15 protein-coding genes and 1 pseudogene are annotated in these 17,764 nt (G+C 71.4%); 10 read left to right on the top strand and 6 right to left on the bottom strand.

Annotated elements, in window-relative coordinates:
• Window positions 1–48: 48 nt before the first annotated feature.
• Complete coding sequence (locus ACZ6TB_RS44890) at window positions 49–720, bottom strand: response regulator (protein ID WP_465566709.1); 672 nt, start codon at window positions 718–720, stop codon at window positions 49–51.
• Entirely contained in the window at window positions 717–2,045 is a 1,329-nt protein-coding gene (locus tag ACZ6TB_RS44895; RefSeq protein WP_465566712.1) for a sensor histidine kinase, read from the bottom strand. The genes ACZ6TB_RS44890 and ACZ6TB_RS44895 overlap by 4 nt, the downstream gene beginning before the upstream one ends.
• A gap of 101 nt (window positions 2,046–2,146) precedes the next feature.
• Between ACZ6TB_RS44895 and ACZ6TB_RS44900 the strand changes: the two are divergent.
• The 5 genes and pseudogenes from ACZ6TB_RS44900 to ACZ6TB_RS44920 form a co-directional block, all read left to right on the top strand.
• A pseudogene (locus tag ACZ6TB_RS44900) lies at window positions 2,147–2,869 on the top strand (ABC transporter ATP-binding protein); the annotation flags it as partial.
• Between the two features lie 11 nt (window positions 2,870–2,880).
• On the top strand, window positions 2,881–3,654 hold the full coding sequence (locus ACZ6TB_RS44905; RefSeq protein ID WP_465566715.1) for an ABC transporter permease: 774 nt from the start codon (window positions 2,881–2,883) through the stop codon (window positions 3,652–3,654).
• 572 nt (window positions 3,655–4,226) lie between these two features.
• Window positions 4,227–5,270, top strand: coding sequence for a trypsin-like peptidase domain-containing protein (locus ACZ6TB_RS44910; protein ID WP_465566897.1), 1,044 nt, complete (start codon window positions 4,227–4,229; stop codon window positions 5,268–5,270).
• Entirely contained in the window at window positions 5,267–5,899 is a 633-nt protein-coding gene (locus ACZ6TB_RS44915; RefSeq protein ID WP_465566717.1) for a DUF2225 domain-containing protein, read from the top strand. Before ACZ6TB_RS44910 ends, ACZ6TB_RS44915 begins: the two co-directional genes overlap by 4 nt.
• A gap of 4 nt (window positions 5,900–5,903) precedes the next feature.
• Window positions 5,904–7,976 (top strand): nSTAND3 domain-containing NTPase, encoded by a 2,073-nt coding sequence (locus ACZ6TB_RS44920; protein WP_465566719.1) that lies wholly within the window; start codon window positions 5,904–5,906, stop codon window positions 7,974–7,976.
• Here the strand turns inward: ACZ6TB_RS44920 and ACZ6TB_RS44925 are convergent.
• Both ACZ6TB_RS44925 and ACZ6TB_RS44930 read right to left on the bottom strand, forming a co-directional pair.
• Entirely contained in the window at window positions 7,956–10,379 is a 2,424-nt protein-coding gene (locus ACZ6TB_RS44925; protein ID WP_465566721.1) for a glycogen/starch/alpha-glucan phosphorylase, read from the bottom strand. The genes ACZ6TB_RS44920 and ACZ6TB_RS44925 overlap by 21 nt on opposite strands.
• A gap of 70 nt (window positions 10,380–10,449) precedes the next feature.
• The gene (locus ACZ6TB_RS44930; protein WP_465566723.1) at window positions 10,450–11,913 is read right to left on the bottom strand and encodes a GGDEF domain-containing protein; all 1,464 of its coding nucleotides are present in this window, start codon (window positions 11,911–11,913) and stop codon (window positions 10,450–10,452) included.
• A gap of 144 nt (window positions 11,914–12,057) precedes the next feature.
• Here ACZ6TB_RS44930 and ACZ6TB_RS44935 point away from each other — a divergent pair, with 144 nt between their 5' ends.
• From ACZ6TB_RS44935 to ACZ6TB_RS44950, 4 genes are read left to right on the top strand one after another with little or no spacing between them, the layout of a single operon-like run.
• Window positions 12,058–12,807, top strand: a complete 750-nt coding sequence (locus tag ACZ6TB_RS44935; RefSeq protein ID WP_465566726.1) for an ABC transporter ATP-binding protein — start codon at window positions 12,058–12,060, stop codon at window positions 12,805–12,807.
• Window positions 12,807–13,550 carry an ABC transporter permease gene (locus ACZ6TB_RS44940; RefSeq protein ID WP_465566729.1) on the top strand — a complete coding sequence of 248 codons (744 nt, stop codon included), beginning with the start codon at window positions 12,807–12,809 and terminating at the stop codon, window positions 13,548–13,550. Before ACZ6TB_RS44935 ends, ACZ6TB_RS44940 begins: the two co-directional genes overlap by 1 nt.
• Window positions 13,547–14,515 (top strand): ABC transporter substrate-binding protein, encoded by a 969-nt coding sequence (locus tag ACZ6TB_RS44945; protein ID WP_465566732.1) that lies wholly within the window; start codon window positions 13,547–13,549, stop codon window positions 14,513–14,515. The genes ACZ6TB_RS44940 and ACZ6TB_RS44945 overlap by 4 nt, the downstream gene beginning before the upstream one ends.
• Window positions 14,516–14,548: 33 nt before the next feature.
• Complete coding sequence (locus ACZ6TB_RS44950; protein WP_465566735.1) at window positions 14,549–15,289, top strand: ABC transporter permease; 741 nt, start codon at window positions 14,549–14,551, stop codon at window positions 15,287–15,289.
• On the opposite strand, the gene ACZ6TB_RS44955 is transcribed toward ACZ6TB_RS44950, so the two are convergent.
• Entirely contained in the window at window positions 15,279–15,929 is a 651-nt protein-coding gene (locus ACZ6TB_RS44955; RefSeq protein ID WP_465566737.1) for a TetR/AcrR family transcriptional regulator, read from the bottom strand. The genes ACZ6TB_RS44950 and ACZ6TB_RS44955 overlap by 11 nt on opposite strands.
• 135 nt (window positions 15,930–16,064) lie before the next feature.
• On the opposite strand from ACZ6TB_RS44955, the gene ACZ6TB_RS44960 reads away from it, so the two are divergent.
• Window positions 16,065–16,925: a shikimate dehydrogenase gene (locus ACZ6TB_RS44960; RefSeq protein ID WP_465566740.1), complete on the top strand. Its 861-nt coding sequence runs from the start codon at window positions 16,065–16,067 to the stop codon at window positions 16,923–16,925.
• Window position 16,926: 1 nt separating this feature from the next.
• Here ACZ6TB_RS44960 and ACZ6TB_RS44965 read toward each other — a convergent pair.
• Window positions 16,927–17,764 (bottom strand): citryl-CoA lyase (locus tag ACZ6TB_RS44965; protein ID WP_465566743.1); only part of this gene is annotated, 838 nt, incomplete at its 5' end.

Genomic DNA, 17,764 nt, shown 5'->3' on the forward strand with positions numbered 1-17,764 from the left:
CAGCGTCTCGCATCCGGCGGCCCCGGAAGCCCGCCGAGCGCCCAGCTACTAACTCGGGGCGGGTGTCACCAGGCCGGATTCGTAGGCGGCGATCACCAGCTGCGCTCGATCACGGGCCTTCAACTTGGCCAGCAGGTGGCCGATGTGGCTCTTCACGGTGGGCTGGCGCAGGTTCAGGTGGTCGCCGATCTCGGCGTTGGACAGGCCGCGAGCGATCAGCAGCAAGACCTCCCTCTCTCGTTCCGTCAGGGCCTCGATCTCCCGGGTCACCGAGCGCATCGGCGGCGGGTTCCGCGCGAACTCGGCGATCAACCGCGTCGTGACCGCCGGCGCGAGCAACCCCTCGCCGCCGGCCACGACCCGAATGGCGTTCAACAGGTCGGCGGGCGGAGCGTCCTTCAGAAGGAAGCCGCTGGCTCCCGCCCGGAGCGCGCCATGCACATACTCATCCAGATCGAACGTCGTCAGCACCAACACGCGCGGCCGCTGCCCGCGAACCCCACAGATCCGCCGCGTCGCCTCGATCCCGTCCATCTCGGGCATCCGAATGTCCATCAGCACCACGTCGGGCAGCGTCCCGCGGGCAAGCTCGACCGCCTCGATCCCGTTCGCGGCCTCGCCGACCACTTCCATGTCGCCCGAAGTCTCGACCAGCAGCCGGAAGCTGCCACGAACCAGAGCGAGGTCATCGGCGATCAGCACGCGAATCGGAGCGCTCACGGCTCAAAGGGTAGGTGTGCGAACACAGCAAACCCGCCCTCCGGTCGAGGCCCGGCCTGAAACGACCCGCCGTACATGAGAACGCGCTCCCGCATCCCGATCAGCCCGTGCCCGATCCGCCCGCCGCCCGTCGCCGGCCGTTTTCGATGTTGCTCGCGGCCCCGTTCCCCGGCATTCCCCGCGAGCGCCGTTGCCGGATCCCCGTCGCCCGCCCGATCCGTATCGCCCACTCGGCCCGGGTCGCCCGCTCGGTCCGCGTCGCCCGCCCGGCCCGATCGGTCCGCGTCGCCTGCCCGGCCCGCTCGGTCCGCGTCGCCTGCCCGGCCCGATTGGTCCGCGTCGCGCGGCCTGCCCTCGTCGGTTACCTCTATTCGCACCTCGGCGACGTCGACGATCACGAGGATCTCGCAGCGGGTGGGCGCGGCGTGGCGGACAACGTTGGTCAGGGCCTCCTGTACTACGCGATAGACCGACAGGGCGATGCCCCCGGGCAGCTTCTCGGTGCCGCGCAGGTCTAGTTCGACTTGGACGCCGGCCTCCTCGGCCCGCCGCACCAGGGTGGGCAGGCCGGACGGGCCGGGAAGCGGGGACAGCTGGACGCCGTCGGCGCCGGAGCGCAGCACGCCCAGCAACTGACGCATCTCGGTGAGCGCGGAACGGCTCGTCGACTCGATCACCCGCAGCGCCTCCTGCGCCTCGCCGGGGCGTACCGCCATCACGTGGTTGGCCGTGCCGGCCTGGATGGCGATCACGCTCATGCTGTGGGCGACCACGTCGTGCAGCTCGCGGGCGATGCGCAGTCGGTCGTCGGCGACCGCGCGCTCGGCCAGCTCGGCGGCGGCACGAACCGCCTCGGCCCGGCGCGCGCGGACCACCCGCCCGGCCGTCCACGCGCCGGCCAGGAAGCCGACGCCGACGACGGCCGAGCCGAGGCGAGGCCACGCGCCGGATGGGGTGCCCGCGATGGAGCCGACCGCGAGGATAAAGATGGCAACCCCACCCGTCACCGAGACCGGTAGAAGGCTGCGACGGGCCGCTAGAGCGACGGGATAAAGAGCGTAGGAGGCGGCCAGGAACGGATCGACCAGCACGCCGGCGGCCACCGCGGTCACCGACGCCGCGAGGACGAGGACGAAGACCGGGACCGGCCACCGGCGGCGCAGGGCGATCGGGAGGCCGGCCGCGACCATCAGTGCCACGGCGGCCCGCGTCGGCAGGTCGGAATGGATCACCATCGCGGGCGCGAGCAGCACCAGGTACGCCACGGCGGCCAGGCCGTCGAGGGCGATCAACTGGTGACGGCTCAGCCGCGGAGTGGGGGTCACGGCGGCCAGGTTAGCGGCGGCGGCCCAAGACCACCTCAGACCTGGGTCGGACATACCGTGGTCCGATGTGCGCGGCGCCGGCCTCGGGCAAGGTGGCCGGCATGCTTCAAGTCAACGAGCTGACCAAGCGGTACCGGAAGACGGTGGCCGTCGACGAGCTCTCCTTCACCGTCGAGCCGGGCGTGGTCACCGGTTTTCTGGGCCCGAACGGCGCGGGCAAGACGACAACGATGCGCGTGCTGCTCGGTCTGGTCGCGCCCACGGCGGGCGAGGCGCTCGTCCGGGGCCGGCGCTATGCGGAGTTCGCCCGGCCGCTGCGCGAGGTGGGCGCCCTGCTCGACGCGAACGCGGCGCATCCCGGCCGGTCCGCCGTCGAGCACCTGCGCTGGCTGGCCCGGACGAACGACATCGGCGCCGGCCGGGTCGCGGCCGTGCTCGACCAGGTCGGCCTGACCGAGGTCGCCCGCAAGCGGGTCGGCGGCTTCTCGCTCGGCATGCGGCAGCGGCTCGGCATCGCCGCGGCCCTGCTCGGCGACCCGGGCACCCTGATCTTCGACGAGCCGGTGAACGGGCTCGACCCGCAGGGCGTGCGCTGGATCCGCGAGCTGATGCGGTCGCTGGCCGGCGAGGGCCGCACGGTCTTCCTCTCCAGTCACCTGATGAGCGAGATGGAGCTGACCGCCGACCGGCTCATCATCGTCGGTCGCGGCCGGTTGCTGGCCGACACCACGGTCGGCGAGCTGATCACCGGCGGCGGCGCCACGACGTTGGAGGAGGCCTACCTGGCCCTCACCGACGAGGCGACGTTGCATCGAGCGGGCGGAGGTGACCGGCCATGACGGCGTTGCTGACCGCCGAGTGGATCAAGATTCGTTCGGTGCGCTCCACGATGTGGACGCTCGCGCTCACCTTGGCGCTGAGCGTGGGGCTGGGGTTTCTGTTCGGTGCGAGCTTCCGGTCCGGGTGGAATGAGATGACCACGGAGGCGCGGGAGCAGTTCGATCCGCTGCTGGCCAGCTTCTACAGCCTTACCCTCGGCCAGCTGGCGTTGGTGGTGCTGGCCGTCTTCGTGGTCACGGGTGAGTATTCGACGGGCACCATCCGCGGTTCCCTCACGGCGGTGCCGGTGCGCGGGCGCTTCGTCGGCGGCAAGGTCCTGGCCGGGGGACTGCTCGCCTTGGCGGTGGCCGTGGTGATCGTTCCGTTGACGTTCGTCGCGGCGCAGGCCGGGTTGGGGCCGCATGGTGCGAAGTTCGCCGATGCCGAAACGCTGAAGGCGGCGCTCGGCGCGTGCGCCTACCTGACGCTGATCTACCTGTTCGCGACCGGCCTGGCGTTGCTGCTGCGCGGCTCGATTCCCACGCTGGCGATCCTGTTGCCGTTGCTGTTCATCGGTTCGCAGGGGATTGGCAACGCGCCCAAAGTGAAGACGGTGGCGCAGTTTCTGCCCGATCAGGCCGGCATGGTCGCCATGCACATCGTCGGGCCCGAGGGAGATCCGCAGTTCGGTCGTCCCTACGGCCCATGGGCGGGCCTCGGCATCATGGCGCTCTGGGCGGCCGCGGCGCTGATCGGGGGTTACCTGGCAGTGCGTCGCCGCGACGTTTGATTCGGGCGATGTCGAGGCGCGATCACGGGGAGGGTGCGGCGGCAAGGGAGGTGTGGCGGCTAGGGGAGTGTGGCGGCTAGGGGAGGTGTGGCGGCTAGGGGAGGTGTGGCGGCTAGGGGAGGTGTGGCGGCTAGGGGAGGTGTGGCGGCTAGGGGAGGTGTGGCGGCTAGGGGAGTGTGGCGGCTAGGGGAGTGTGGCGGCTAGGGGAGGTGTGGCGGCTAGGGGAGGTGTGGCGGCTAAGGGAGGTGTGGCGGCTAAGGGAGGTGTGGCGGCTAAGGGAGGTGTGGCGGCTAAGGGAGGTGTGGCGGCTAGGGGAGGTGTGGCGGCTAAGGGAGGTAAGGCGGCAGGGGAGGTGTGGCGGCAGGGGAGGTGTGGCGGTAGGGGAGGCGCGGCGGCGGGCAGACAAGGAGCGGCGGCGGAGGGCGAGGAGGTGCGAAGCCGGGCGGGAGCCGTTGGGGTGGTGAGCGAGTGCCGTTCGGCGGAGGGTGGGGGCGTGCGTCCATTCGGGATACTGCACGAGTGAGACAGGCAGCGGTGCCCGGCGGTGGGGCGGTCTGGGGGTGGGGCTTGTGGTGACCGTCTCGGGGGCTGATCGGCTTCGGGTGGTTCGGATCGTTAGTGAGGTGCCTGAGTTCGGCAGTGAGGCGGGCCGCGGGCAACTGGTCAAGCTGGCTGGACTCGAGAGGCTCAGCCGGATGATCGATCTGTCGGGGGCGCCGTTCATTGCGGCTGCGTCGCTTGTCGACTATCTGCTTCAGTACGGGCGGGGCGACGACGGGCGGCAGGCTCTGGGGCTGTTTCTCAACCTGCTTTCGGAGATGGTGGGGGCCGAGAAGCAGGCCGCGTTGCGGACGCTCATCGAGCGCTATGACCTGATGACGCCGCTGGCGGTTCAGCCGGGGGTCAGGGACTGGCTGGCGCCGGGGGACGTGGCTGATGTTCGGGAGAAGATTATTCGGGCCAATACGCTTCGGCCGGTCTCGTTTCTTGCCGAAGGGGTTCGGGTGGCTCGGGCCGTGGCCTACCTGGAGGTGGTGGACGGGGCTCGGCGGTGGTCGGGGACCGGGTTTCTCGTGGCGCCCGACCTGTTGCTGACCAATGCTCACGTGCTGCCCACGGCGGAGCATGCGGCTTCCGCCTCGTTCGTCTTCAACTATGAGGACGACTCGGCAGGACGGGCGCAGCCGGTGGAGCGGGTCGCGGCCAAGGGGCTGCTTGCCGGAAGCGGGACGCTGGACTACTCGCTGGTCGAGCTCGCGGGGCGGCCGGGGGACGAGTGGGGGTACCTGCCGTTGCGCGACCGCACGATCGGGGTGCACGACCGGGTGAACGTCGTCCAGCATCCGGGTGGGCAGCCCAAGCAGGTGGCGCTGCAGAGCAACTTCGTCGAGGCGGTCGGTGACACCGTGCTGCAGTACGTGACCTCGACGTTGCCGGGGTCGTCGGGGTCGCCGGTGCTGGACGACCGGTGGGCGGTGGTGGGGCTGCACCACGCCGGGGGGAATTTGCCCGATCCGGCGTCCGGTACCGTCTATTTCCGTAACGAGGGCATCCGCGTGGGCGCCATCCTCGCCGACCTGCCCGACGAGATCAGGACGCGCCTGGAGCGAGCATGACGACGTTCGACCGCATCACCGTCAACTGCCCGAACTGCCGGTCCGAGGTCGAGTTCACGGTCCTCACCAGCACGAACTTCATGGGCCAGGACACCGACTTCCGGCGTATCACGAACGGGATCAGCCCCCGTACGCTCATGATCAGCACCTGCCGGAAGTGCGGGTTCACCGGGGACCAGGACGACTTCGAGGGCACCGTGGAGCCGGCGGTGGCCACGATGCTCAGTGAGCGGATCACGCCCGTGGTGTTCGATGAGGACGCCGACTCGCCGCGGCGGTGGGAGTTCGCGGCGCTGCTGGCCGAGGCGCGCGGGCTGTCGGCCGAGGTGGTGGGCGACCACTACCTCAACGCGGCCTGGTGCATCCGCGACAACGGCGGCGAACCGGCGCAGGAGGAGTTCTACCGGCGCAAGGCGGCCGACAAGTTCGAGGAGTACCTCGCCGGCGACGCCGACCCGCGGTCGCGGCCGGCGCTGACCTATCTGATCGGCGAGCTGCATCGGCGGGTGGGAGACAAGACGACCGCGGACCGCTGGTTCGACGACGCGCTCGCCCTCGCCGCCGGGCACGAGGAGCTGGGGTGGCTCACCGGGCTCGCCCAGCAGCAGAAGACCGACCCCCGGGACTGAGCACATGGAGGGCACGCCGGTTCCGCACGCGCTGCGGCAGCGGCTCGCCCGCTTCCTGGAGACGATGCCGGGGTACGGCGAGACCAGAATGCGCCGGGCGGTCCTCAGCGCGGCGGGGCTTCACCGGCGGGGCGACCGGACGATCCCCGATGACGTCCTCGGCGCGGGATGGCAGAGCATCCTCACCTGGCTGACCGCCGGCGCCACCGCGGTCGAGGCGGCCGACGCCCTGGCCGGTCTCGGCGCGGCCATCGAGGGCGACCTTCCGCCAGCCCGGACGGCCGAGTTCGAGCGGCTGCGGGCCGAGATCGCCAAGATCCCAGGGGAGCAGCGGTTCGCCGGGTTTCTGTCGCTGCTGGAGATCGACGAGGACCCGGACGGCTCGTACGGCGGCATCGATCGCCTTTTCGTTCCGCCGGTCCAATACGCGAAGATCCGCGAAATCCTCGAGCGGCAGCACGTGGTCTTCATCCTCGGCGACCCGCACATGGGCAAGACCTACAGCGCCCTGCGCATCCTCTGGGAGGACTACCGGGACCACTCGCGCACCCCGATCTGGTTGCGCAGCCATCAGATCCAAGAATCGCTCGCGTACGGCGACCAGGCCGCCGACCGCATCCGCGACCAGCTCCGGGACGGCCACACCGTCTATCTCGAGGACCCGTTCGGCCAGACGGTCCCGTTCGACGCCGCCCGGTTCGCCCAGTCCCTGCGCAGCCTCGTCGTCTCGGTGGCGAAACGCGACGTCCGTCTCGTGATCACGTCACGCACGGCGATCTTCGACAAGGTGGTCACGGCCGACCTGTCCACGCTGGTCGTGCGGCTCAGCCAGGAACTGCAGGTCGGGGCCTCCTACTCGTACGCCGATCTGGTCGTCATGGCCCGCAACTACCGGGACGCCTATCAGGTTCGCTGGGCCGCGACCCGCGACGAGACGTTCGACTTCGTGGAGGACCTCCCGGCGCCGCACAACATCGAGGAGTTCCTGCGCAGCACCCGCGACTACGACTCGCGTACGGAAGCCATGTCCCTGCTCCCCGCCTTCCGCGACATCGTCGCCGAGTACGCCCGCCTGATCGCCGCCATGCCGCCCTGGCAGCAGACGTTCCTGGCCCTGGCCGGCTACATGTCGAGCGCGGCGGTGCCGATCGACCTGGCCCGGCGGCTCTACGACGAGCTTCGCGAGCAGAACGTCTCGTGGGAGTCGGCCGGCCGCTCGGTGCACGGCTACACGCTGCACCGCGGCGAGGGCGTCGTGCTGCGCCACCCCAGCATCAGCGAGGGCCTCGAGGCCGCGGCCCGCGACGACCCGGTGCTGCTCGAGCGGGTCTGGCGGATCGTCGAGACGCTGACCGCCACCGAGAACATCGAGGTGCAGCTCTCCGGCCTGCAACTGCTGACGATCTACGGCGACCTGTTCGGCGAGGAGCCGCGCGGCCGGCGGATCTTCCAGCGGTTCTTCGAGAGCGCGGCCTTCGAGGGGCGCCGCCTCTCCCGCCTGGCCGTCATCGCGATCATCGACCGGGTCTCGCCCGACGCCGCCCTGCACCTCTACCGCCTCGCGCAGGGCAGCTGGTCCGACCCGATGATGCTGCGCCTGCTGCTGGCCCGCCCGGCCCTCGTCAAAATCACCGGAGGCGCGATCGCGGGCACGCTGGCCGTCAGCACCGACGAGCAGACCCGCTACCTGCTGGCCGCCGCCCTCGCCGCCATCATCGACCCCGGTGAGATCCCCGCCGAGGCGGGAAGGCTGCTGCATGATCCGAGCCGGGTCGTCCGAAGAATGGCTTATGTCGGCATAAAAGCCCATTTGGCCAGGACGGGAGAGGCGGAGCAGGGGAGGGGGTCGGAGCGAGGGCTGGGGTCGGAGCAGGGCCCGGGGCTGGAGCGAGGGCCGGGGTCGGAGCGAGCGCTGGGCTCGGAATGGAGCCGGGGGTCGGATCGAGGGCTGGGGTCGGAACAGGGGCTGGGAGACGGCGCGGCCGGGCTCGCCGCGATGCTCAGGGCGAGCCCGGTGGAGCGCAATCACGAGGATCGCGAGTTCGCCGAGAACTACCTAGCCGACCGTCACGGGTGAGACCTTCCAGATGCCGGAGGCATAGTCCCGGACCGTGCGGTCGGCCGAGAAGAAGCCGCTCCGAGCCGTGTTGAGCAGGGAAGCACGCGTCCAGCCGTCGGTGTCCTGCCATGCCCGGTCGACCTGCTCCTGGGCGGCGGAATACGCGGCGAAGTCGGCCAGCGTCAGATACTCGTCGTGTTCCAGCAACGAAGCCGCCACCTCCTGGCCCACGCCGCCGAAGGCGCCGGACGCGATCGCGTCGAGCGCCCGCTTCAGCGCCGGGTCGGCCGCGTAGTAGTCGCGCGGGCGGTAACCGGACGACTGCAACGCCACCGCGCCGGGGGTGTCCAGGCCGAACAGGAAGAAGTTCGGGGCGCCGACGCGGTCGCGGATCTCGATGTTCGCCCCGTCCAGCGTTCCGATCGTGATCGCGCCGTTCAGGGCCAGCTTCATGTTGCCGGTGCCGGACGCCTCCTTGCCGGCCAGCGAGATCTGCTCGCTCAGGTCGGCGGCCGGGATGATCAGCTCGCCCAGCGTCACGTTGTAGTTCGGCGGGAAGACCAGCTTCAGGTGCGGCGAGACCCCGGGGTCGGCGTCGATCACGGCCGCCACCGCGTTGATCAGGTGAATGATCGACTTCGCGGCATGGTAGGCCGGCGCCGCCTTCCCGGCGAAGAGCACGGTGCGCGGGACGTACGAGCCGCCGGGGTTGTCCTTGATCTTGTGGTAATGGGTGATCACGTGCAGGAGCTTGAGCTGCTGCCGCTTGTACTCGTGGAAGCGCTTGACCATGACGTCGGTCAGCGAGTCCGGATCGCCCAGCCCGAGCCGCACCTTGTTGCCCCGCTTGATCTCCCGCCACCGCGAAAGGAACCCGGCGTCGTCCGCGAACCGCTCGAGCTCGGTCAGCCGGTCGAGGTCGTTGATCCAGCGGTCGTCGCCGAGCGCCGAGGAGATCAGGTCGGAGAGCCGGGGGTTGGCGAGGCGCACGAACCGCCGCGGCGAGACGCCGTTGGTGACGTTGCGGAACTTCGCCGGCCACAGCGTCGCGAAGTCGGCGAACGTCGTCGACACCAGCAGGTCCGAGTGCAGCTGGGCGACGCCGTTGACCGCGGTCGTGCCGACGACGGCCAGATTGGCCATCCGGACCCGGCGCTCCGGCGTCTCCTGGATGAGCGACATCCGGCGTACGCGGTCGAGGTCGCCCGGGAAGCGCGACCGGACCTGCGCGAGAAGCCACTCGTTGATGTCGTAGACGATCTCCAGGTGGCGGGGGAGCAGACGCTCGAACATCCCGACCGGCCACGTCTCGAGGGCCTCCGGCAAGAGCGTGTGGCACGTGTACGCGAAGGTCCGTTGCGTGATCGCCCAGGCGGTGTCCCAGTCGAGCGCCTCCTCGTCCATGAGCAGCCGCATGAGCTCGGGGATCGCCAGCGAGGGGTGCGTGTCGTTGAGCTGGATGACCGCCTTGTCGGAGAGGTCGGTCAGCGGCGCGTCCCACAGCCGGAACCGGCGCAGGATGTCCCGCAGCGAGCAGGACACGAGGAAGTACTGCTGCTTCAGCCGCAGCTCACGCCCGAGCTCGGTCGAGTCGTCGGGGTAGAGGACCTTGCTGATGTTCTCGGCCCGCACCGCCTCCTGGACGGCCTCGGCGTACTGGCCGGCCGAGAAGCGCGACAGGTCGAACGACGACTCGCTGCCCCGGGCCTTCCACAGGCGCACGATGTTGACCGTGTCCGTCCCGTAGCCGGGCACCAGCATGTGGCTGGGCTCGCCGAGCACGACCTCGCCCGGGATCCACTTCCGCCGGCCGTCCTCGCCCTTCTCGACGTGCCCGTAGAAGTAGACCGGCTCGCGGTCGTCCGGCGCCGGGAACTCCCACGGGTTGCCCTGGAACGTCCAGTCGTCGGGCTTCTCGACCTGGGCGCCGCCGGCGAAGTCCTGCTTGAAGATGCCGAAGTCGTAGCGGATGCCGTAGCCGACCGCCGGGATGTCGAGCGTCGCCAGGCCGTCGACCAGGCAGGCGGCGAGCCGGCCGAGGCCGCCGTTGCCGAGCCCCGGCTCGATGTCGAGCTCCTCGACCTCGTCGTAGGAGACGCCGAGCGCCTTGAGCGCGGCGGTCGCGATCGTGCCCGTCCCCGAGTAGAGGAGGTTCTGCTCGAGCTGCCGCCCCAGCAGGTACTCGGCGGAGAGGTAGTAGACCCAGCGCGGATTCGCCGCGTAATGCGCGGCGGTGGTGCGGGCGCGGCGTTCGGCGAGGCGATCCCGCACGGTCAGCGCGAGCGTCTCGTACGCGTCCTGCATGCTCGCCGACTCGACGGTGGTGCCCCGCCGGTAGTAGAGGTTGCTCAGCAGGTCCTGCTCGAACTCGGCCGCCGAGCTTCCCAGCGGTCGCAGCCCGATCCCGTTGCGAAGGTCCATGGGACGCACCCTGCCGCAGCCAGGTTGCAGAAAGTTGTCGGATACATGACTTGCGTCCAGGAAACCGGCTTCAGGCCGCCGCCACGCAGTCCCGGCCGCCGTCCTTGGCCGCGTACAGGGCCCGGTCGGCCGCCAGCACCAGCGCCGCGCCGTCCGAGCTGCCCGCCGGCAGGCCGGCCACGCCGACCGACACCGTGACGCGGTGCCGCTCGTCGGCGCCGACCGCGATCGGGGTGGCCGCGACGCCGCGGCGCACCCGCTCGGCGATCTCCCGGGCCCGCTCCGGCCCGGTGTTGGGCAGCAGCACCGCGAACTCCTCGCCGCCGTAGCGGGCGAGCACGTCGCTCGGGCGGACCTGGGCCCGCAGCCGGTCGGCGACCTCGACCAGCACGCGGTCGCCGCCGCCGTGCCCGTAGGTGTCGTTGACCAGCTTGAAGCGGTCGATGTCGAGCAGCAGCACGCTCAGGTCGCCGTGGTGGCGGGCGGCCCGCTCGGCCTCGGCCCGCAGCGTCTGCTCGAAGTGCCGGCGGTTGCGGGTGTGGGTGAGCCCGTCGGTGGTGGCGGCCCGCCGCTGCGCCCGCACGAGACTGCCCATCCGGGCCACGACCAGCAGGAACAGGACGATGCAGACGATCCCGGCGAGCACGATGTGCGCCTCGCCGCGGTTCAGGTACTCCACGATCATGGCGGTCGGGGCGACCACGGCGGCGACGGCGAGCACGGCCAGACGGCCCGGCGTCGCCTCCGGGGCGGCGTCGGTCGAGCGCTGGACGATGCGCGGCGCGTCCGGGTGCGCGATCGCGGCCGCCATCAGGTACGCCGCGCCCATGTAGAGGGCGTCGAGGAAGTTCGCCACGTGGTAGGTGCCGTTGAGGGACTGGATGCTGTAAACGGTGTCGGCGCCGAGGGCGGTCACCAGGCTGACGCCGATCATGCGCAGCGGCAGGCTCCCCGCGCCGGGGTCGAGCAGCAGGCGCGCGCCGACCACGGCGACCATCAGGTCGCCGAGCGGATAGGCGACCGAGACCAGGATGGTGACGTTGCCGGAGGTGATCAGGACGGTCGGCGCGATCACGAACTCGAAGATCAGGTAACCGACGCTCACCGCCACGATGGCGGCGTCGATCGCGCTCACGCTGCTCCACTGCGGCGTCCGCTTGCGCACCAGCACCAGCAGGCCGAGCGCGAACAGCGGGTAGTAGCCGAGGTAGAAGACGTCGGCGATGCTCGGGTACGCGACCTCGCCGCCGACCAGCGCCATGAAGTAGAAGATCAGGTCGCCGGTCAGGCTGGCCACCGCCGAGGCGGCGGTGAGCAGCAGCGCGCCGCGCAGCTGCCGGTGCCGGCGGGCGGCCAGCATGCTGGTGATCGCGATCGCGCCGTTCGCGCTGCCGTAGAGGGCGACCTGGGCGCCGGCCCACACGGTGCCGAGGTGGACGAGCCCGTAGTAGGCGACGATGGCGACGACGGCCAGCGCGAGCAGCAACTGCCACCCGGCCGGTCGCCGGGCGTGCAGAGGGTTGGCGAGGCTCACGACACAAGAGTCGGGCCCGCGCGGAGCCGTTCGGTTGCGGCCCGGTCCCGTCTGCGTTGACTTCCGCACCGCTTTACATCGATCACCTTCAGTTCTAGGCTCGATGGCGAAATCCACTTTCGGTGGGTGAAAGTAGGTGGTCGCGTGGGGGACCGGATCGTCGTCGAGGGCCTCGACCTGCGCTACGGCGACGTGCGCGCGGCCGCCGGCCTCTCCTTCGAGGTGCGGGCGGGGGAGCTGGTCAGCCTGATCGGCCCGTCCGGCTGCGGCAAGAGCAGCGCGCTGCGGGCGATCGGCGGCCTGCTGCGGCCGGCCGCCGGCACGGTGACGGTCGACGGGGCCGAGGTCACCGGTCCGCTTCCGCAGTCCATCGCGTACGTCTTCCAGGACCTCGCGTTGTTCCCCTGGCGCTCGGCGCGGCGCAACGTCGAGGCGCCGCTCGAGCTGCGCGGCCTCGGGCGGAAGGCACGCCGGGACCGGGCGCTGGAGCTGCTCGGCCTGGTCGGGCTGGCCGACGCCGCCGACCGGGTGCCGCCCGAGCTCTCCGGCGGCATGCGGCAGCGGGTGGCGATCGCCCGGGCGCTGGCCTGCGAGGCGGACATCCTGCTGCTCGACGAGCCGTTCGCGGCGCTGGACGAGCAGACCCGGCTCAAGCTCGGCGCCGAGCTGCTGCGGCTGCTGGCCGACCAGGGCAAGACGGTCGTCTTCGTGACGCACAGCCTGCCCGAGGCGGTCTATCTGGCCGACCGGATCGTGGTGCTGACCGGGCGGCCGGCCACCGTCAAGGACGTCATCGAGGTGCCGCTTGCCCGGCCGCGCGAGGCCGGGATGATGCGCACACCGTCGTTCCACGCCCTGCAGGACCGCCTGGCGGCACTGCTCCTGGAGGCGTGATGCGGCGCTTGATCGCGTACGTCGTCGTGCTGTTGATCGTGATCGTCCCGTGGTGGGCGCTGACCGTCCGTCCGGCCGTCGCGCCCCTGACGCTGCCGTCCCCCTCGGCCACCTTGTCCGCATTTACCGGGATAAAGGTAGGGGACTGGCTCCCGGCGATGGGTGTGACGCTCGGGCGCGCGCTGCTCGGCTTCGTGATCGCGGCGCTGGTGGGCGTTCCGCTCGGGGTGGTGCTGGGCGGCTCGCGGGTGTTGGGCCGGGCGTACGACCCGCTGCTGGGGACGCTGGCCGCGGTGCCGCTCGTCGTGCTCTATCCGGTGCTGGCCGCGTCGCTGGGCATCGGCACGGCGTCGAAGGTGCTGCTCGGCGGCCTGTACGCGTTCTTCCCGATCGCCATCGCGGCGACCCGGGCGGTGGCCCAGACCGATCCCGGCCTGCTCGCCGCGATGCGTTCGATGGGCGCCGGCCGCGCCCGCCTCGCCCGGACGGTCGTGGTGCCGTCCGCGCTGCCCGGCATCGTCTCCGGGCTGCGGGTCGGGCTGGGCCTCGCCCTGGTCACGGTGATCGCCGCCGAGTTCATCGCCGGCGCCTCGGGGGTCGGATATCGGCTCGCCGCCGCCGGCCAGGGCTATCGGAGCGCCGACCTGTTCGCGTGGGTGGCGCTCGCGGTCGCGCTGACGGTGCTCGTCAACGCGGCCTTCACGCTGTTCGCCACCCTGTTGGAAAGGTCGGTCCGCCGATGAGTCGTCGTCCCCGCGCCCTCGCGCTCCTGCTCGCGCTCGCTCTGCCCCTTCAGGCCTGCGGCATGTCCGGCACGCCACCCCACGGCGAGACCGGCAAGTCCGAGATATCGCTCGGGTTGGTGCAAGGGCAGGACTTCACGCACGCGATGCCGGCCCAGGTCGCCGCGGCGAAGGGGATCTTCGGGCAGCACGGGCTCACTGTGAAGATCGTCGAGTTCTCGGCCGGGTCGGACCTGGTCAAGGCCGTCGCCGGCGGGACCGTCGACGTGGCCGAGGCGACCGGGCTCGACGTCGTCGCCGCGACCGCCGCGGGCGTGGATCTCAAGGCGTTCTACGGCACCGCGGCGGCCACGCCGATGTCGGTGATCGTCAAGGACGGCTCGCCGATCCGGGCGCTGCCCGACCTGGCCGGCAAGAAGGTGGGCATCTCCAAGTTCGGCTCGCTCACCGACTTCACCGCCAAGCTGATCGCCAAGCAGGCGGCCGGACTCCAGCCCGTCCCGCTCGGCGCGCCCTCGGCCAACACCGCGGCGCTCACCAAGGGCGACGTCGACGCGATCATCCTGCCGGTCGAGTTCGCCTACACGATGGAGGCGGCGGGCACGCCGGCCCGCGCCATCCGGGTCGCCGATCTGACGCCGGACAGCCAGTTCGCCGTCCTGGCCGCGCCCGGCAAGTTCCTGTCGGGCCAGAAGGCCGCCGCCGGCAAGCTCGTCCAGGCCTACGCCGACGCGATCAAGCAACTCCAGGCGGACCAGGCCGGCACGGTGGCGCTCGAGGTGTCGAAGCTCGGCATGAAACAGGACGTGGCCGTCAAGACCTACACCGAGCTGGCCAAGGACTTCACCCCGGGCGGCAAGATCAGCACGGCCGGGCTCAAGGCGTACGCCGATCAGCTCCCGGCCCTGGGGATCGCCCAGAAGGTGCCGGACGAGTCCGCCTACTACGACCCCGGATTTGTCTAAGGCTCACGTTGAGCTTGAGGGTTGGAGGTGACGGTGAGGTCGAGGGTGAGGGTTGCCGCGCTGCGTGCGGCCGCCGTGCTGGTCCTGCTGGTTGCGTGGCAGATCTTCGCGCCCGACGACGGCTACCTGGCGCCACCGTCCCGGGTCTTCACGACCGGCGTCGCCTACCTGGCGCGGTCCGACGTGCTCGACGGGCTCGGCGTCACGACCGTCCGCTTCCTCGCCGCCTTCGCGATCACGGTCGTGGTGGGGGTCGGCGTCGGCCTCGTGCTGGGCCGGTCGGGCCGGTTGATGCCGCCGGCCCGCGACGTCTTCGGCGTCCTCTACACGCTGCCGCTGGTGCCGTTCTACCCGCTGTTCGTGCTGTGGTTCGGCCTGGGTTTCCGGTCGGAGGTCGCCTTCGGGGCCGTCCACGGCATCGTGCCGGTGGCCCTGGGAACCATGGCCGCGGCCGCCCGGGTCGATCCGGCCCTGCTGACCGCGGCCCGGGCGATGGGCGCGAGCCGGCGACGCGCGCTGACCATGGTGGTCCTGCCGGCGGCGTTCCCCGACGTGGTCGGCGCCCTGCGCATCGGCGCGGCGCTGAGCCTGCTCGGCGTGCTGCTGGCCGAGCTGATGGTCTCGGTCGACGGCGTGGGCCGGGTGATCTCCGGCCTGATCGCCAACCTGCGCGGCGCCGAGGCCGACGCGCTGATCCTGGCCGTCTGCGTGGGCGCGGTGCTCGTCAACGTGCTGTTGCAGGGCGTCGAGCGGCGGGCGGCGGTCAGACGCTAGTCAGGTGGGCCACGACCATGTCGCTGAGCATGCCCCGGTAGTGCGCGCGGCGGGCCGGGTCCAGCAGGTCGCGGCCGAAGATGGCGCCGAAGGTGTGCTGGTTGGCCACCCGGAAGAAGCAGAACGCGCTGATCATCAGGTGCACGTCGATGGCGTCGACGTCGGCGCGGAACTCGCCGGTGGCCCGGCCACGCTCCAGGATGCGGTCGAGCAGCAGCACCGCGGGGGTATTGATCTTGACCATCTCCGGGATGCGGACGATGTGCTCGGCGCGGTGGATGTTCTCGATGCTGACCAGCCGGATGAAGTCGGGGTTGGCCTCGTGGTGGTCGAACGTGATCCCGGCGATCCGGCGGATCGCGTCGGCCGGCTCGAGGTGGTCGACGTTGACCTGTTGTTCGGCCTCGCGGATGCGGGCGTAGGCGGCCTCGAGGGCGGCGACGTACAACTGTCGTTTTCCGCCGAAATAATAGTAAATCATGCGTTTGGTCGTGCTGGTCTGGGCGGCGATCTCGTCGACCCGGGCGCCGTCGTAGCCGCGGTCGGCGAACTCGGCCGTCGCCACCGTGAGGATCTCGGCGCGGGTGCGCTCGGGGTCGCGGCGGCGTTCCGGGGCCGGCTTCGCGGGGGTGGCGGTCATCGGGCTCCTAACCGGGGCGAGGCGTCAGGTCCGGACGCTACTCGCGGTGCGGGCAAAGGAAGGGCGGGCCTTGACTTTGGTCGATGTGACGCCGATAACTAACGTACCGGTTCGTACATTAGCTCTGGAGGCCGGATGCCGGGCACCTATCTCGTCGGTCTGATCGGCGCGGACATCCAGACCTCGCTCAGCCCCGCCCTGCACGAGAACGAGGCCGCCCGCCTCGGCCTGCGCTACTGGTACCAGCTGATCGACATCGCGGAGCGGGGACTCGGGCCGGACGGCGTGGGCGACCTCGTCAAGGCGGCGGGCGCGCTCGGCTTCCGGGGCCTCAACATCACCCATCCCTGCAAACAGGAGGTGGTCAAGCACCTCGACGAGCTCTCGCCGGAGGCGGCCGAGCTCGACGCGGTGAACACCGTCGTCTTCGCCGGCGGCCGGGCGATCGGCCACAACACCGATCACTCGGGCTTCGCGGAAAGCTTCCGGCAGGGTCTGCCGGACGCGCCGATCGGCCGGGTGGTTCAGCTGGGCGCCGGCGGCGCGGGCGCGGCGGTGGCGTTCGCGATCGTACGGCGGGGAGCCGCGCACCTGACGATCCTGGACGCCGACTTCGACCGCGCCCGGCGCCTCGCGGAGCGGCTGCGCAACCGCGGCGGCCACGCCGAGGCGGCGGCGCTCGACCGCGTGCCGGAAATCCTGGAAACCAGCGACGGCCTGGTGAATGCCACCCCCGTGGGAATGGAAGGCCGCCCCGGGCTGCCGCTCGATCCGGCGGCCCTGCGCCCGGAGATGTGGGTCGCCGACATCGTCTACCGCCCGCTGGAGACCGAGCTGCTCCGGGCCGCGCGCGAGCGGGGCTGCCGCACCCTCGACGGCGGCGGCATGGTCGTCCACCAGGCCGCCGAGTCGTTGCGCCTGTTCACCGGCCGCGACCCGGACGTGGGCCGGATGCTCCGGGACTTCGCCGAGCGCACCGGCGGCCGCGATGCCTAGCTCAGCCGCGGTACTCGGGCAGGATCGACGGCGGGATCGGTCCCTTGATGCGACGGCCGCCGGACATCTCCTCCCAGGCGTGGGCGAGGATGCCGATGCTGCGGCTCAGCGCGAAGATGCCCCGCGCGACCGGCGGCTCGAAGCCGAGCTCGCCGTAGACGATCGCGGTCAGGCAGTCGACGTTCATCGGGATGCGGGGGCCGAGGACCTCCTCGACGGCGAGGGCGGCGCGGAGGTGGTCGCCCGCCACCACGCCGTCGTCGGCCGCCCGCCGCACGAGCGCGAGCATCGGCGCTCGCCGCGGGTCGACCGGGTGGAAGCGATGGCCGAAGCCGGGGAAGTAGCGCTGCCGGGCGACGACCTCGGCGACCGGCGCGCCGGCCACGATGTCGTCGAGCAGCGCGAGGCACTGCTGGCCGGCGCCGCCGTGCACGTCGCCGAGCGCGTTCACGCCGCTGGCCATGGCGTTGGCGAGGCCGACGCCGCAGGTGGCGGTCATCCGGGCGATCGCGATCGACGGCGCCTGCGGGCCGTGGTCGGCGCCGGCGACCATCGCGGCCTCGAGCAGGGCGGCGTGCCCGGCCGGCGCGGGCGTGCCGCGCAGCATCAGGTAGATCAGCTCGCCCAGCGTGACGGTGCCGATCAGCTCCTGGATCGGGTGCCCGCGCAGCTCGATGACGCCCGGCTCGATCCGGCTCACCGAGGTGGCCCACCAGGCGGCGACCTCCTCCTCGGAGGTCGTCGCCCGCCCGGCGGCCTCCCGCCCGGCGGCCTCCCGCCCGGCGGCCTCCCGCCCGGCGGCCTCCCGCCCGGCGGCCTCCCGCCCGGCGGCCTCCCGC

This window comes from Actinoplanes sp. NPDC051537, assembly GCF_055586105.1.

Excerpts from the sequence above, each read along its gene's own strand:
- ACZ6TB_RS44945 (WP_465566732.1), top strand. The coding sequence starts at position 13,547 with ATGAGTCGTCGTCCCCGCGCCCTCGCGCTCCTGCTCGCGCTCGCTCTG.
- ACZ6TB_RS44905 (WP_465566715.1), top strand. The coding sequence starts at position 2,881 with ATGACGGCGTTGCTGACCGCCGAGTGGATCAAGATTCGTTCGGTGCGC.
- ACZ6TB_RS44925 (WP_465566721.1), bottom strand. The coding sequence starts at position 10,379 with ATGGACCTTCGCAACGGGATCGGGCTGCGACCGCTGGGAAGCTCGGCG.
- ACZ6TB_RS44955 (WP_465566737.1), bottom strand. The coding sequence starts at position 15,929 with ATGACCGCCACCCCCGCGAAGCCGGCCCCGGAACGCCGCCGCGACCCC.
- ACZ6TB_RS44920 (WP_465566719.1), top strand. The coding sequence starts at position 5,904 with ATGGAGGGCACGCCGGTTCCGCACGCGCTGCGGCAGCGGCTCGCCCGC.
- ACZ6TB_RS44940 (WP_465566729.1), top strand. The coding sequence starts at position 12,807 with ATGCGGCGCTTGATCGCGTACGTCGTCGTGCTGTTGATCGTGATCGTC.
- ACZ6TB_RS44960 (WP_465566740.1), top strand. The coding sequence starts at position 16,065 with ATGCCGGGCACCTATCTCGTCGGTCTGATCGGCGCGGACATCCAGACC.
- ACZ6TB_RS44915 (WP_465566717.1), top strand. The coding sequence starts at position 5,267 with ATGACGACGTTCGACCGCATCACCGTCAACTGCCCGAACTGCCGGTCC.